Source organism: Vibrio sinensis (assembly GCF_003605645.1).
Classification (GTDB): Bacteria; Pseudomonadota; Gammaproteobacteria; order Enterobacterales; family Vibrionaceae; genus Vibrio; species Vibrio sinensis.
Window position 1 is genome coordinate 155,393 of the sequence record NZ_QVMU01000009.1, and the last position, 15,013, is coordinate 170,405.

Below are 15,013 nucleotides of genomic sequence, written 5' to 3' on the forward strand. Positions count from 1 at the left end.
TACAGATAAACGAAAAGAGTAAAGAACAATGATAAACGATCAAGAGATGATCACGACCCTAGACGAACTTCAACAATTTCTGCTGGCAATTGAGAATGGCGGTTTCGGTCTAGATGGTGTTGCTGGCGTGGCGTTAGCAACCAGCAATAAAGATGGCCGTCGATTTGTAGCGGCACTTGATGATAACCATCAACTAGTTTTAGCTCGTTGGGTCACTGAAGAAGTATTCCAAACTGGCCAAGAGATGGTGCGTAACGGCATCAATAAGTCTCACTAATTGCCGGACGTGCGTTAAGTAAAATGTTCGCCTAAAACAAAGCCCAGACATCGAATGTCTGGGCTTTATTCTATATTACAATCTTTGCTCAAAGAGCCATTTCAAAATACGGTAGGCATTGCCTCACACAGTACCTACAAGCACTATCTTAGAGAGCTTGGCGCAACAAGTTCAGCTTCTGCTAACACATGTTGGTGAATATAGTAACCGCCTAGGGCTGGCATCGCATTAGCAGGAAGATCTAATTTATCAACATCTAATGCATACACTGTAATCGTGTAGTTATGTGGTTTTGCGCCCTCAGGAGGACATGCACCACCAAACGCTTTTACGCCAAAATCATTCGTAACTTGCATTGCCCCTTCCGGCAAAAACTCATTACTAACATTGCCCGCATGGGCAGCAAGTGAAGTGACCTTAGCTGGGATATTGACCACCATCCAGTGCCACCAACCACTGCCTGTTGGCGCATCAGGATCATACATGGTCACAGCAAAACTTTTGGTCCCCTCAGGAGCACCAGACCACATGAGTTTCGGTGATATATTCTCGCCCGTACACCCCCAACTATTAAAGACTTGTGCTTTCGTTAGTGAATCACCATTAGTTACCGAAGGACTGGTCAATGTCATTGCAGCTGAATCAGCAGAATAGGCATAACTAGCCCCTAAAAAAGGAAAGCTCATCAATAGTGCTGCCATCGACAATCTTTTCATCATTCTCATCTCAAATCCCTCATCATTTACCTAATAGCTAGTGCTAAGCGTAGGATTACTATAGTCCATTAGCTAGGAGATAAAAAGTGAGTGGATGACTCACGTTCCATGTCACCTCCCCTATAAGCGATTTATTATCAGGGTTAAGCAGCCTCTTTTAATCGAAACTTACCTAGTAGTGCGTTGTAAAACTGACCATCATCGAGAACGCCAACTAATTCCCCACCCTCTACAAGTAGAATAGGTCGCTGGCTTAGCTGCTTCAATTGAATCGCTTCACGCATCCCAATATCTGGGTTAGCAAGAACTAGTGTCTTATCATCAATTTGATCAAAGTCCGAACTGTTGCTTTCCCACTCAACCAACGACAGCCCCTCTTCATCAACCAATGACAGAGCCCCATTGGCCTGCTCTACCCATAGCTCACTACTTTCACAAACTTGCCAGCGTTGCGCTTTGCTCTTGAGCGAGGTGACTGGCTGCATTAATGAACGACCTTTAAGCACATTGAGTGGATTGGTATGAGCAACAAAATCTTTAACGTACTCTGTTTTTGGATTAAGTACGATATCTTCTGGTTTACCATGTTGAATCAGTTTTCCTGATTCCATTATTGCAATGTTATTACCTATTTTTAATGCTTCATCTAAATCATGACTGACAAACAAAATGGTCTTATTGAGCTTAGCTTGGAGGGTCAATAGCTCATCTTGTAACTGAGCTCGAATTAAAGGGTCAAGTGCAGAAAACGGTTCATCCATTAATAATATGTCCGTATCCATGGCAAAGGCTCTCGCCAATCCAACACGCTGCTGCATTCCCCCTGATAACTCATGAGGGTATTTCTTTTCCCATTCAGATAAGCCAACCATCTCTAACTGTTTTCGTGCGACTTCACGACGCTCTTTTTTTGCCACACCCTGCATTTCTAAACCAAATGCCACGTTATCCAGTACCGATAACCAAGGCATCAAGGCAAACTTTTGAAACACCATCGACACTCTATGGGTTCTTAAGTGGCGAAGTGTTGCTTCATCACAGTTAATTAGATCAACGTGTTGGTCACCATCTTTGACTTGCAAACTGCCCCGAGAAATTGCATTCAAGCCGTTCACTGCGCGCAATAAGCTCGATTTTCCTGAACCAGAAAGGCCCATCAGAACACAGATTTCTCCCTCTTTAACGCTCAGTGAAACGCCATCGACACCCACAACCTGGCCTGTTTGTTCAATGATTTCTTGGCGCGTTTTACCCGCATCGAGCAGCGCTAATGCCTGTTTGGCATTATCACCAAAAACAACATCGAGGTTTTTAATCGTTATAGCATCCATGATTACGCTTCCTTTTGACCCGGTGTTTTACATAAACGGTCGAGAATAATTGCCACTAAAACGATGGCTAAACCCGCTTCAAAACCCTGTGAAATGTTGACCGTATTTAAGGCTCGTACAACTGGCTTACCAAGCCCATCTGCACCCACCAATGCGGCGATCACCACCATAGATAGTGACAGCATGATGCACTGAGTCACACCCGCCATAATACTTGGTAAAGCTGCTGGTAACTCAACCTTAAACAGCAATTTCATTCTACTCGCGCCAAATGCTTTACCCGCTTCTAGCAATTCTTCAGGCACCTTGGTGACACCCAAATAAGTAAGGCGAATTGGCGCAGCAATCGCAAAGATAATGGTTGAAATTAATCCCGGCACAATGCCTAGACCAAATAGCACTAAGGTTGGAATCAGATAAACAAAAGTCGGTACTGTCTGCATAAGGTCGAGAATTGGACGTAACAGTGTGTATAACCAAGGCCTATGCGCCGCCATAATGCCTATTGGAACGCCAATTAATACGGAAATCGTTGTCGCTGCAAAAACGAGAACAAAGGTTTCCAGCATTTCTTGCCAATAGCCGAGGTTCAATATTGTCAGTAATGCCCCAACCACAAATAACACCAGTGGGATGCTTCGGTGCAAATACCAAGCAATCACCGCGGTTAGCACGATAGGGCCAGCCGGAGGCATCCACTTAAAAATATCGACGAGGAAAAGAATAATCGTTTCTAATAAAATCGAAACGGTATCGAAAAACCCAGCGGCGTTGATTGTTAACCAGTCAACCCCAGCTTCCATCCATTGACCCAAAGGGATTTTGTTATCCGTAATAAAATTCACACTATTACCTTTATTCGATTAGGTGGACTTACGCCCACCTATTTAACCTAAGATCGAGACAACGTAAGATTACGCGTTTGATTTCAGGTATTGAGAGACGGCATCTGCTGCTGGCTGACCATCGATGGTTTTAATGCCTTTTAGCCAAGCTTCAACCTGCTGAGGATGAGCATTCAACCATTGCTGCGCTGCTTTTTCTGGTTGCGCTTTTTGGTTCAAGATCGCTTCCATTAGTTGATTTTCCATCTCTAGACTGAACTCAAGATTTTTTAATAACTGACCGACGTTTTTACACTCAGATAAGTAGTTGCTACGTACGTTGGTATAGACGTTTGCCCCGCCAAAGTTTGGCCCAAAGAAATCATCACCACCCTCTAGATATTCCATTTCAACATTACTATTCATTGGATGTGGGGCCCAACCTAAGTAGACAATCCACTGGTCACGACGCACTGAACGTGCAACTTGTGAAACCATGCCTGCTTCACTCGATTCAACAAGACTAAAATCTTTTAAATCAAATGCGTTTGAATCAATCATTGATTGGATTAAGCGATTACCATCGTTACCCGGCTCGATACCGTAGATGCGGTCTTTAAACTTATCCGCATGTTTAGCCAAATCAGCAAAGCTCCTCACCCCGGCGTCATAAACATATTTAGGAACCGCTAGAGTATATTTCGCCCCTTCAAGGTTAGCGCGAACCGTTTCTACCGTACCGGCTTCACGATATTTTGCGATATCGCCTTCCATCGTCGGCATCCAGTTGCCTAGGAACACATCAATGTCGCCGTTCGCCATTGAAGAATAAGTCACTGGAACAGAAAGTAGATCGGTTTTCGTTTTGTAACCCATTCCCTTTAGTAACTCAGAGGTTACGGCTGTCGTTGCAGTGATATCCGTCCAACCAACGTCGGCAAAACGTACGGTTTCACACTGATTTGCATACGCATTAAATGCCAAACTACTAATCGCTAAAGTTGAAAGAGTCTTTGTCGTAAGAGACATAATATTTCCTTGTATGATTACTGACTTTTAAGAGTGGTATCCAACACTCTTTTGGGATAATTAATTCGTTGTGTTTCCTGCCAATTCGGCGCGATCCAAACTGGGACATTCTCCACTGCCAGCAGTGGTTTCTCGAGGATATAGTCGGCGGCACGCTCAGCGACCATAATCGTAGGAGCATTCAAATTGCCATTCGGGATAGTAGGAAAAATGGATGAATCGACCACGCGAAGGTTTTCAATTCCTTTAACTCGGCATGCTTCATCAAGTACAGCCATTGGGTCGTCTTCTGAACCCATTTTACAAGTACATGATGGGTGATAGGCGCTCTCTACGTTCTCTTTCACCCATTGATCAATGGCATTGTCGTCGTTGATCTCCTTACCGGGCTGAATCTCCTCACCACGAAATGCGTCCATCGCCGGCTGAGACAAGATCTCACGCGTTAAGCGAATACAATCACGCCAATCTTGGCGATCCTGCTCGGTAGAGATGTAGTTAAATACGATATTTGGCTTCGCATGGGGATCACTTGAAATGATGCTCACACAACCACGACTTTCTGGCTTATTCGGTCCAACATGGACTTGAAATCCATGTCCATCAAACGCCACACGCCCATCGTAACGCATCGCTGCAGGTAGAAAATGGTACTGAATGTTTGGGGATTTCAGCCCTTTACGTGAACGGATAAAAGCACAAGATTCAAAATGATTGGTGGCGCCAAGGCCTTTGCGCGTCAAAATCCATTCAGCGCCAATCATTCCCTTGCTGACCAAACCCAGTTTGCTGTTTAGCGTAATTGGCTGTTTGCAGTGGTATTGGAAATACACTTCCAGGTGATCTTGGAGGTTCTCACCAACGCCGGGAAGATCGTGTACAACCTCAACGCCTGCATCTTTTAATACCGCTTCAGGACCAATACCTGAAAGCTGCAATAGTTGAACCGAACCAATCGAACCCGCGCTCGAAATCACTTCTTTATTGGCTCGCACCTCGATGACGTTACCCGATTTTTCAAACTCAATACCAATGGCTGATTTGCCCTCAAGTAAAACCTTACGTGCAACAATGCCTTTCATTAATGTCAGGTTGTCGCGTTTTAATGCTCGACGTAAATATGCATTTGAAGTGGATGCTCGAACCCCTTTATCAACCGTCATATGCATAGGACCAAAGCCCTCTTGTTGATAGGCATTATAATCCTCGGTTTCTGGGTAACCCGCTTCTTTGCCTGCATCGATAAACGCTTGATAAAGTGGATTCAGTTGCATCTCATTACCGTTGCAGGTGCCAAGAGGCCCATCTTCACCACGGTACTGGTTAGCGCCGTAAATCCAATTTTCTGCTCGTCGAAAGTAAGGCAAGCAAGTTTGATAGTTCCACCCTTTCGCACCTTGTTCTTCCCACTCATCAAAATCACAAGCATGACCTCGAACATAAACCATACCGTTGATTGATGAGCTTCCGCCTAGCACCTTACCTCTTGGGCAATGTAGCTGACGACCGTCCAACCCCGCTTCTTTTTGGGTTTCAAATTGCCACGCGTACTTTTCAGTATTCATTGGATAAGAAAGCGCGGTGGGCATTTGGATAAAAATACTTTTATCTGAACCTCCCGCTTCCAATAATAAAACACTGTGATTACCGCATTCGGTTAGTCGATCCGCTAATACGCAGCCAGCCGACCCCGCACCAACGATGATATAATCGTAGCGTTGTTGCATTCTTGTCTCTCCATGACGATGAGCTTACGCTCTGTTCGTTAACTCATCTCGTTAATCTAATAATGTGGAATAAATAGTGCGAGAAGCCGTCGCTATAAATACGGCTTTATTGATAAGGACTGGCAAAGTCCCCCAACTCAATCAAAATGCTCTTGGTTTGGGTATAATGAAGTAGCGTTTCTGCCCCATTTTCACGCCCAATGCCGGAGTGCTTATAGCCCCCAACTGGCATCTCTGCCGGTGAATCACCCCAAGTATTCACCCAGCAAATACCCGCTTGTAACTGATGGATAACGCGATGAGCACGAGCTAGATTCTGTGTGAAAACTCCAGCAGCAAGACCGTAATCTGTATGGTTCGCGCGAGCGATAACCTCTTGCTCATCACTAAACTTAAGTACTGACATGACAGGGCCGAAAATTTCCTGCTGCACATGATCCATGCTGTCATCACAATCGACAAAAACCGTCGGTGCCACAAAATAGCCATTCTCCAAACCATTTTCAGTTACTTGATAACCGCCTGTTAGTAGCGTGGCGCCACTATTTTTAGCCAGCTCAATCGCATCCAACACTTTAGCTAAATGTGACTTAGAGATAAGAGCACCAATTTGCGTCTCCATATCCATTGGGTCACCAACCACCAGCTTTTCAGTACGGCGCTTCAATTGAGCAATAAATTCATCATGAATGCTTTCATGTACGAAGACTCGCGTACCATGAGTGCACACTTCGCCTTGGGTATAAAAATTAGCGACCATCGCAGCCGAAACTGCATCATCAATCTTGGCATCATCAAAAATCATCATTGGCGATTTCCCACCAAGCTCCATGGTGACGGACTTTAATGTTTTAGCACTATCCGCCATAACCGCTTTCCCTGTTCCAGACTCACCAGTAAAAGATACTTTGGCAATATCAGGATGGGCAGTGAGCATCTGACCAACACGATAATCACCCTGAACAACATTGAATACGCCATCAGGGAGACCTGCTTGGGTGAATATCTCAGCCAACTTTAGAGCCGTAAGTGGCGTTTCTTCAGAGGGTTTGAAAACCATCACGTTGCCTGCGGCTAAAGCAGGTGCTGATTTCCACATCGCAATTTGAATTGGATAGTTCCAAGCGCCAATACCAGCGCAAATGCCCAGCGGTTCACGGCGTGTATAAAAAAACTGGCTATCGCTCAATGGCTGCTGCGATCCTTGCATTGATGGTGCAAGATTGGCGAAATACTCAATAACATCAGCCCCACTTGCCACATCAACGGCGATAGCTTCTTGCAATGGTTTCCCTGTATCGACAACTTCTAGCTTCGCCAATTCATCATTTTGAGCTCTAAGCAATTCCACCGCTTTAAGAAGTATTCGGCTGCGCTCAAGTGGTGTCATTGCTGACCAAATTTCAAACCCTCGTTTAGCTGATTCAACAGCCAGTTCTACATCGCAATCAGAAGCTTGACCAACCACAGCAATCGGTTCGCCGTTGGCTGGATTAAAAGAAGTAAATGTTTCGCCTGATGTCGCGGCTAGTAAGTTTCCATCAATATAAAGTGAATTCATTTCCATTTGAGAGCCTGCCGTTATCTGTCTTTTTAAATGGTTTAAAAAGGGCTTAAAGAATGTCGTAAATCGTGTTTTGAACGTTAAATTAAATGCCCTGAAATCTAGATACTTTTGCGTAAAATGTCAGTTGTTTATCTAGGTAGTCATTGATAATGAGTCGCGCTTTATTGGCATCAATACCCTCTGGATTGAGCGTGCCACGTAACCAAATACCGTCAATCAGCGAAGCAATACCGTGAGCAACCACTTCTGCCTGCTCTTTTGGCAGCAGTGCTTTTAGCTCGATTTTTAAATGGGAAAGTAATCGTTTTTCATTCACACGTTGCAAGCGATTTAGATCAACGTCGTGCATAGAATAAGACCAAAATGCCAGCCAGGTTTTTGCGACCTTACTTTCTGCCTGAAAGCCCTCAAAGTTCGCATTAATAATTGCGTTAATTCTTTGTTGATGGGCATCCACAGGAATAGGTTTAAGCTGTGAGATGATAGTTGAAGAGAGCTGACGCAAAATTTCGCGCATCGTCTCTTCGAGTAAACCATGCTTACCACCAAAATAGTGATTAATGATCCCCGTAGAAACCCCGGCTTCCTTGCTGATCAATGAGATGCTCGCCGCATGTAAACCGACGCGATTGATCACCGCCATGGTGGCATTCACGAGCTGTGGTTTTCTAATATCTGGCATCCCGACCTTGGGCATTTTTCTTCCTTGATTATTTTTTATTGAACGTTCAATTAAGTATAGATTGCCTGAAATTTAGTTAGACCTCAAACCATTTCCAATGAGAGCTAGCAACACGCTGGCAACAAAAATAACAAATTATTCTTTATATTCAGATAAATACAAAAGAATGACATTGTTGTAAATAAATTTAAATACTTTGATGTCACACCAACAAAAACAGCACTAGGTTGCTAAAACGCAGCGCTTGGATTCATCTGATAGGAATCGATGACCACTGCCGCAATGGAATTAATGAGACTATTTTTCAAGGAAAATAACGCTGATTTAAGTGGCTTTAATTAGCTAAGGTAATTGAGAAATAGACTATAGGTAGCTGTCTGTATAGATAGGTAGGTAGGTAGGTAGGTAGGTAGGTAGGTAGGATAAACAGCAGGGATACAAACCCTAGATATTAAGCTCAGACGCAAAATATCGTAGACTTCGTACCCCTAAAAATGTTTTGATGCTAAACGCTACTTAGGTGCAGTTTCACAGTGTTCAAGAGCAGTGTTAACACGCCCGATAAATTTCCCTAGGTCAAAATATTTAGTGAAAACCCAATATTCATCACCAATATAAAATTCTAACGCTGAACCTGATATATTTAAATTTAAGTCACTGTTTAGTGATGCATCCATCAGCACACCATAAAGAACCGTTGAGGGTGTCATATTCAACAGATTATTGGGCTTTTCTGGATTGAGCGCATTTTCATAAGCCAATTGGATCGGAGCGGCATCAATAGCTTTATCAAGGTAAATCACTCTCCAGCCATTTTTATCCTTAAGAACAAAAGAGGGTGCACCAAAGCGATCTTTTATCGATGCTAAAACTTGCTCATGACTAACCTTGTCGATGTTCTCTAATGCAGAGAAATTCATCACTGTGTCGTCGTTATACAAACGAAAACCGACACGACTAATCTTACCATCGTCAGTAGATGGCGCTTTCTTATCATAAGAAGACAAACCAAAAACAGGGAATGGGTTATCCCCTGTTGGAAGTTGAGTAAAATCAGCTAGTGACGTAATTTTTACGATAGGATTTGAACAAGAAATAATACCATTTGATTGAAAATAGCCGGCTGGACCGACATAACCATCATCGTAGCCTCGATCAAACTTGAACATGCCTTGACTCATTGATTCCACTCTACCTTGCTTGTCCGAGCTAGAGGTGAAATCGGCCATCTTGAATTCGAGTCCCTGGATTGTCGCGGTGGAAATGGAATCCCCAGTTAAACTCATATTTTGCGCAAAAACCTGACCAGAAAGCAGGCCTGCTATCAGACCAACTGTAACCGTTAATCGCTTCATCGACTCAATCCTTAATATATAAGTAAAACAATAGAAAGATAGTGACTAAATTCGTTTCTCGCCACATCACAGTACAAGGCAAATCAATCTGCTTAGATTTAATCTGCCTAGTTTAGATATAACGGAAGAAAGAATTAGAACAAACTGTCATCATCGTCAAAGCCACCAAAGTCAAAGTCATCGCCGTTCAAAAAACCATTCCCGCCATCAACGCTATCGGTATCATTACTCGCAAATGAATCATCATTCAGGGTATTGCTATCATCAGAACCCGACGTTTGAAAACCAGAATCATCAAAACCTGAGTTTTGGCTCCAACCGCCACCAGTATAATCCTGCGTATAATCATTGGTACCATCAAGAAAACTACCGCTGTTATCGGTGCTATCTGCTGGTAGATCATTGGCATCCTGCGCAGGATCTTGTTGGCTATCCGCACCCTCTTCAGGCTGTTCAATAATGGTATTATTGGTGACATCTTCAGACATCGGTGAATTATGTTCTCCACCAAAGAAAAGGTGACTTAAGGCGCTTCCTGCTACCATACCTGCCGCAACACCCGCTGCTGTTTGCATAAAGCCACCAAATGCACTTGGACGGTAACTAGGCTGAGGAGGCGTCGGAGGGGTTTTATCCCCGCCAAACATGCGATTTAGGCTGCCTCTGTTTGATTCTTGTTTATAAAATTCAGCATTGCGTTGCAAATACTCGTTACGCTCTTTTAACTCTTTGAGTGCCACTTCCTGAGCAAGAGCAACTTGAGTGAGGCGATAAACAATGTCAGATTGAGATTCGATCTGTTCTTGGATTAGCTGTGCAGCTGCGGCATCTTTTGCGTTGTTTTGATTAACACGCATTTTATCCGCTAATTTCTGAATAAGTTCTTGTTCTTGTGGGGTCATAAATATCCTCGCTTAATGACGAGAAATAGAAATCGGATAGCCGCACAATACGCCGATTACCCAATGCTGATAGCAAGACAAACTTATGTTGCAAATTTATGTCATCGAGTTTCGGCCTAGCAGCGGACAAGCTAACTTCTATCCCAAGACAAAAAGACATGCACTGTAAATACAGATAAGCAAACCAGCGTTCACTAGAAAACCACTCGGCTAAAAGATTTTTTCTAGCTCGCTGTACATCCATTCCATCACAGGTCCTATACCTTTGTCCCTCCGTTTTACAATACCGATTTCAACCATTAATGGATCTGGAATAGATTCACTGGACAACTCGACTAAATCGTTCGCAAACCATTGCTCTTTCGCCACATGCTCAGGCACCAACGCCCAACCCAAACCACGTATTACCATGGAGGAAATCATGTAATAGCTATCAATATGCCAATAGTTAGACGCTAAAGGTTTAGCTTGCCCTAACCCCATACGATCACGGATTACCAATTGACGATATCGAGTGAGGTCCTGTATCTGAGGTACAGAAATAGCAGAAAGCGGATGATCACGAGAAACAATTAATGAGTGTTTAAACTGACCAACAGAAGTAAACTCAAGGTTTTCGGGTAAACTGTGTTGATAAAAAAGTATACCAATATCGGCTTTACCACTGGCAGCATACTGTGCAATATCCTGCTGTGAGCCATTAATGATAGTGAGTTTCAACAGCGGAAACTCCCGAGCGACAGCTTCAAATAGTATTTCAAAAGCCGTCACTGGCACAGCTTCATCAATCGCGACGGTAAACATGGTTTCCTCACCAGTCGAGACTGTCATCGCCCGTGAACTCATACGTTGACATTGTGCTAATACGGCCTGTGCTTCAATGTACATATCTTCTCCTTCGGGAGTCAGCACCGGCAATCGCGCACTACGATCAAATAATTCAAAACCTAAATCCACTTCTAAATTGCCAATTGCGGTGCTCACCCGTGACTGGGCTTTACCCAATTGTCTGGCTGCCGCAGAAAATGACCCTTGCTGTACCGCAGTCACAAAGGCTTCTAGTTGATCTATCGTCCAATGCATATTGTTTCGCCTATTCAATAAGATAAAACTCACTCCAATCATCCGAAAATCGGATGGATACCAACTTCAATCAATCTCATTTATAGGGATAATACCTATATCTCTCACAAAGTAGAATAATAACAATGCAAGAAATATCCTCCAGCAGCATAGATACCAACAGCATCAGTAAAACGTTCTGGCGTTTTGCTATCCCGTCTATTGCCGCCATGCTCGTTAACGGTCTCTACCAAGTTATCGATGGTATCTTCGTTGGTCATTACGTAGGCTATGAAGGTCTAGCAGGGATCAACCTAGCTTGGCCTGTGATTGGCGTTTTGGCTGGATTAGGCATGCTCGTTGGCATGGGAGCTGGTAGCTTAATCTCAATTTTCCGTGGAGAAAACAACACCCGGAAAGCACAGCACACTCTTTACACCGCATTGGGCCTAATCGGCCTTGGTGGCTTAATTTTAATGGTATTACTTAATACGCATGCCTCTACTCTATTAATTGCACAAGGGGCTACTGGTAATGTCCTAGCAATGGGTAGTGCGTATATCGAAGTATTCAGTTGGGGAGCCATTTTTACCATTGCATCCGGTGCCTTACCGATGTTGATACGTAACGATGAAAGCCCAAATTTTGCGACTGGATTAATGATTAGCGGTGCGGTGATCAACATTGTATTGGATTACCTGTTCATCGGACATTTAGGTTGGGCACTACAAGGGGCGGCTATTGCGACTATTATTGCGCAAATTAGCATTACAGTGGTGGCAATTCTGTATTTCTTTTCGCGCTTTTCTCAACTGCGATTAACGCTTCATAACTTATATTTTAATATGGCGATTGCCATCAAGATCATTGTATTAGGTGCATCAAGTCTATTTATGTACGCCTATTTAAGCCTTATGGTTGCCCTGCATAATAAATTATTTATGAGCTATGGCAGTTCAGTCCATGTCGGGGCGTATGCCATTGTGGGTTATTTAGTCACCATGTATTACTTACTAGCCGAAGGGTTATCGAGTGGTATGCAGCCGCCAGTCAGTTACTATTACGGGGCAAAGCAAGGCGAAAAAATTCGAGCTACTTTAGAGATTGCCGCCAAAGCCGTTATCCTAACGGGTATTACAGCAATTGCTCTACTGAATATTTTCCCGAACACTCTTGTGAGTATGTTTAGCCAGAACGAGCCGATGCTTACATTGGAAACGGTCAACGGTATTCGCTTGCACCTGTTTGGCATGTTTCTAGATGGTTTCTTTGCGTTAGCTTCCGTGTACTTTATGGCAATAGATAAGGGTGGAAAAGCACTGATGATCTCAATGGGCAACATGCTGATTCAGCTACCGTTCCTATACGTTATGCCAAAACTAATGGGAGTAGATGGTATCTGGCTTGCCGTTCCGCTTTCTAATCTTGCACTGGCAGTTATCGTTATTCCTATGGTCTGGACAGACGTCAATCGCCGCGCCAACATGAAGTCTGAAAACAACATGGTATTAACTAGTTAACCGCGAAAAACCGCCATTCATTCGATTCAAAGAAAGCGCCTATCTAGCGCTTTCTTTTTATCTAAAGGTTTTATCTTTTTGCCAACTCCCCACCAAAAAGACAAACCACTCTTCCGATAGGTATTGCAATACTAATCTCCAAGTTTACAAAAGAGAGTATTCAAATCACAGTTAATACAGAATAGCGGTTAGAGATATAAGAACCTATATAGATTTTAAGGGTAGTTATCATACTTAAGTGGTTTCACTACAGAATCCAATCCCTCAACTTTCAAGGCTAGACATAACTGCATCAGCGATCCCAATTCACCATCCGGATAGCCTTTTTTTTCAAACCACAGTAAATATTCTTCAGGTAAATCAATCAACACGCGTCCTGCATATTTACCAAATGGCATTTGAATTCGTGCCAGTTTCAGTAAATTCGCTTTCTCCAACATATCTTGCACCTATTATGGTTGCTGCCAACCAGCAAGAGTAACACTTAGTCGCTCAGTCCAGTAGTTAATCGCATCTTTAGCGTCATCTAATGAATCAATCATAGTTGAAAAGTCTTTGTTACCGCTTTCTCTATCTATTGCAGCAAAAAGGGCTTTACCGTTTTGAGCATCACTTACTAAAAGTTCAATGCTAGCACTGCCAACATTGGTATGTTTGCCTGTCGTTACTTTCGAAATCGTCGAAATCGCAAGACCCACAGGCAACACACTGCTAGTAACAGCCAAAATCGGATTCGGCGTTTCCACATTACTTAACGCAATACTAAGACGTAGCGATTGCCCTGTTGGTTGAGTGACAATCTCCTTGTAAGGCGAGATCTCTTGCTTCAAACGAGTAATGGCAAAATCACTTAATTCTCTGATCTGCGTATCGTCGAGAGCATCTCCATTTGTAACCACAAAAACTTGATCAATAATGACAGAATCATATTGGCTGATCCGATTGCGTAAACGATCCGCATCTCGCAGACCAATCCGAGCCCAAACTAAATCGACTCCTCCCGCTGGACCTTTGGCAAAATCATCGTAGGAGGTAAATTTTGTCGCTCGCTGTTCAAGCCCTGCAGCACAACCAAACAGCGTCATACTGACTAAAATAAGGAGCCATGGTTTCCAAAACTTCATCTCGTTGCATTCCCTTCTGAACTATCAAAAAAGAATGCTATACCATAAGATGGTAGCATGTCGACCTAATGGACAAAAAAACACCACTTTTTTAGACCAGTCAGCCAGTAGTAATTCATTCGTATTCTATCGATTCTCTATTTCCATTGAATAGCTAGACTCTCATAAAAACCGATCTAGGATGGCATTTTAACGATGTGGCTGTACTCAACTATCACTTGATTGCCCTCAATATAAGCATTTTGTATTTCACCATCGACTGTCATACGGCTTTGCAAATACACCACTTTAGGCCCAGTATCAATCGTGGCTCTTAAAGAGGGAATAATCTGCATAGGATCCAGTTTAAGCACACGACAAAAGTGACTAATGAAGCTCATCGTCAATGGTGTTTCACCACGAAAAACGCGGGAAAATGAAATTTGGCTCATGCCGATTTTCTTCACAAATTCCATTTGTGTTAAACGCATTTTTGATTTCTTTGACATCCAGACTTGATAAAGTGCTTCTCTATCTTGATCGGTAAATTCCATGGTTTCCATTGTTGTTCCTTGCCCTGACGTTGTTAATGGCACGCATTGTCGCGGTTTTGGGCATAGCAATGTCAATGAAACGTAAAGCGACGTTTAGTTTTCTGGCAGAAAGGTACAAGTTGGGAGGGCATTTGAACTCTCGCTGAAAAATCATACAGCATTTACATAATGAGATAAGAATTCAAGGGCCTTAGATCAAAAAAGCGGATGCAATGCACTAATGCCACTCGCTTAAGAGCGAGTGGCATTTTTATCTCTAGAGCGTGAGGGGTATTTTTGCGCTTTTTTTAGCACAGCTCTGGGGTAAGGCTTTCTTTTTCTCTTTTTAGGAAGTATTAGCCGTTTGCCATTGTCCCTCAACTCT

General features: G+C 43.2%; 15 protein-coding genes. 2 read left to right on the forward strand and 13 right to left on the reverse strand.

All coding sequences use genetic code 11. The features are described from left to right. Positions 1-28 precede the first annotated feature (28 nt). Positions 29-277, forward strand: a complete 249-nt coding sequence (locus tag DZ860_RS11905; protein WP_120031533.1) for a hypothetical protein — start codon at positions 29-31, stop codon at positions 275-277. A 143-nt stretch (positions 278-420) separates the two neighbouring features. Here DZ860_RS11905 and DZ860_RS11910 read toward each other — a convergent pair whose 3' ends face one another. From DZ860_RS11910 to DZ860_RS11955, 10 genes are all read right to left on the reverse strand, one after another. Further along, positions 421-1,002, reverse strand: coding sequence for a YbhB/YbcL family Raf kinase inhibitor-like protein (locus tag DZ860_RS11910; RefSeq protein WP_120031535.1), 582 nt, complete (start codon positions 1,000-1,002; stop codon positions 421-423). A gap of 134 nt (positions 1,003-1,136) precedes the next feature. Continuing rightward, on the reverse strand, positions 1,137-2,324 hold the full coding sequence (gene choV, locus DZ860_RS11915) for a choline ABC transporter ATP-binding protein (RefSeq protein WP_120031537.1): 1,188 nt from the start codon (positions 2,322-2,324) through the stop codon (positions 1,137-1,139). A gap of 2 nt (positions 2,325-2,326) precedes the next feature. Continuing rightward, the gene (choW, locus tag DZ860_RS11920) at positions 2,327-3,169 is read right to left on the reverse strand and encodes a choline ABC transporter permease subunit (RefSeq protein ID WP_120031539.1); all 843 of its coding nucleotides are present in this window, start codon (positions 3,167-3,169) and stop codon (positions 2,327-2,329) included. A 69-nt stretch (positions 3,170-3,238) separates the two neighbouring features. Continuing rightward, on the reverse strand, positions 3,239-4,177 hold the full coding sequence (locus tag DZ860_RS11925) for a choline ABC transporter substrate-binding protein (RefSeq protein ID WP_120031541.1): 939 nt from the start codon (positions 4,175-4,177) through the stop codon (positions 3,239-3,241). A gap of 17 nt (positions 4,178-4,194) precedes the next feature. After that, positions 4,195-5,904 (reverse strand): choline dehydrogenase, encoded by a 1,710-nt coding sequence (gene betA, locus DZ860_RS11930; protein WP_120031543.1) that lies wholly within the window; start codon positions 5,902-5,904, stop codon positions 4,195-4,197. A gap of 106 nt (positions 5,905-6,010) precedes the next feature. After that, positions 6,011-7,471, reverse strand: a complete 1,461-nt coding sequence (betB, locus tag DZ860_RS11935) for a betaine-aldehyde dehydrogenase (RefSeq protein WP_120031545.1) — start codon at positions 7,469-7,471, stop codon at positions 6,011-6,013. A gap of 82 nt (positions 7,472-7,553) precedes the next feature. Next, positions 7,554-8,168, reverse strand: coding sequence for a transcriptional regulator BetI (gene betI / locus DZ860_RS11940; RefSeq protein WP_120031547.1), 615 nt, complete (start codon positions 8,166-8,168; stop codon positions 7,554-7,556). A 497-nt stretch (positions 8,169-8,665) separates the two neighbouring features. Beyond that, a complete protein-coding gene (locus tag DZ860_RS11945; protein ID WP_120031549.1) occupies positions 8,666-9,508 on the reverse strand; it encodes a hypothetical protein in 843 nt (280 codons plus the stop codon). A gap of 134 nt (positions 9,509-9,642) precedes the next feature. After that, a complete protein-coding gene (locus DZ860_RS11950) occupies positions 9,643-10,410 on the reverse strand; it encodes a DUF2076 domain-containing protein (RefSeq protein ID WP_120031550.1) in 768 nt (255 codons plus the stop codon). A gap of 210 nt (positions 10,411-10,620) precedes the next feature. Next, positions 10,621-11,493, reverse strand: a complete 873-nt coding sequence (locus tag DZ860_RS11955) for a LysR family transcriptional regulator (RefSeq protein ID WP_120031552.1) — start codon at positions 11,491-11,493, stop codon at positions 10,621-10,623. A gap of 125 nt (positions 11,494-11,618) precedes the next feature. Here DZ860_RS11955 and DZ860_RS11960 point away from each other — a divergent pair, with 125 nt between their 5' ends. Further along, entirely contained in the window at positions 11,619-12,992 is a 1,374-nt protein-coding gene (locus DZ860_RS11960; protein ID WP_120031554.1) for an MATE family efflux transporter, read from the forward strand. 215 nt (positions 12,993-13,207) lie between these two features. On the opposite strand, the gene DZ860_RS11965 is transcribed toward DZ860_RS11960, so the two are convergent. The 3 genes from DZ860_RS11965 to DZ860_RS11975 form a co-directional block, all read right to left on the reverse strand. Then, positions 13,208-13,432 carry a DUF3820 family protein gene (locus DZ860_RS11965; RefSeq protein ID WP_120031556.1) on the reverse strand — a complete coding sequence of 75 codons (225 nt, stop codon included), beginning with the start codon at positions 13,430-13,432 and terminating at the stop codon, positions 13,208-13,210. A 12-nt stretch (positions 13,433-13,444) separates the two neighbouring features. Next, positions 13,445-14,116 carry a DUF3313 domain-containing protein gene (locus DZ860_RS11970; RefSeq protein WP_120031558.1) on the reverse strand — a complete coding sequence of 224 codons (672 nt, stop codon included), beginning with the start codon at positions 14,114-14,116 and terminating at the stop codon, positions 13,445-13,447. Positions 14,117-14,292: 176 nt separating this feature from the next. After that, positions 14,293-14,649 (reverse strand): helix-turn-helix domain-containing protein, encoded by a 357-nt coding sequence (locus DZ860_RS11975; RefSeq protein WP_120031574.1) that lies wholly within the window; start codon positions 14,647-14,649, stop codon positions 14,293-14,295. Between the last annotated feature and the right edge of the window lie 364 nt (positions 14,650-15,013).

Coding starts and splice junctions, on each gene's coding strand:
- DZ860_RS11905 (WP_120031533.1), top strand. CDS start 29: ATGATAAACGATCAAGAGATGATCACGACCCTAGACGAACTTCAACAA.
- DZ860_RS11910 (WP_120031535.1), bottom strand. CDS start 1,002: ATGAGAATGATGAAAAGATTGTCGATGGCAGCACTATTGATGAGCTTT.
- choV (WP_120031537.1), bottom strand. CDS start 2,324: ATGGATGCTATAACGATTAAAAACCTCGATGTTGTTTTTGGTGATAAT.
- DZ860_RS11925 (WP_120031541.1), bottom strand. CDS start 4,177: ATGTCTCTTACGACAAAGACTCTTTCAACTTTAGCGATTAGTAGTTTG.
- betA (WP_120031543.1), bottom strand. CDS start 5,904: ATGCAACAACGCTACGATTATATCATCGTTGGTGCGGGGTCGGCTGGC.
- betB (WP_120031545.1), bottom strand. CDS start 7,471: ATGGAAATGAATTCACTTTATATTGATGGAAACTTACTAGCCGCGACA.
- betI (WP_120031547.1), bottom strand. CDS start 8,168: ATGCCCAAGGTCGGGATGCCAGATATTAGAAAACCACAGCTCGTGAAT.
- DZ860_RS11945 (WP_120031549.1), bottom strand. CDS start 9,508: ATGAAGCGATTAACGGTTACAGTTGGTCTGATAGCAGGCCTGCTTTCT.
- DZ860_RS11950 (WP_120031550.1), bottom strand. CDS start 10,410: ATGACCCCACAAGAACAAGAACTTATTCAGAAATTAGCGGATAAAATG.
- DZ860_RS11955 (WP_120031552.1), bottom strand. CDS start 11,493: ATGCATTGGACGATAGATCAACTAGAAGCCTTTGTGACTGCGGTACAG.
- DZ860_RS11960 (WP_120031554.1), top strand. CDS start 11,619: ATGCAAGAAATATCCTCCAGCAGCATAGATACCAACAGCATCAGTAAA.
- DZ860_RS11965 (WP_120031556.1), bottom strand. CDS start 13,432: ATGTTGGAGAAAGCGAATTTACTGAAACTGGCACGAATTCAAATGCCA.
- DZ860_RS11970 (WP_120031558.1), bottom strand. CDS start 14,116: ATGAAGTTTTGGAAACCATGGCTCCTTATTTTAGTCAGTATGACGCTG.
- DZ860_RS11975 (WP_120031574.1), bottom strand. CDS start 14,649: ATGGAATTTACCGATCAAGATAGAGAAGCACTTTATCAAGTCTGGATG.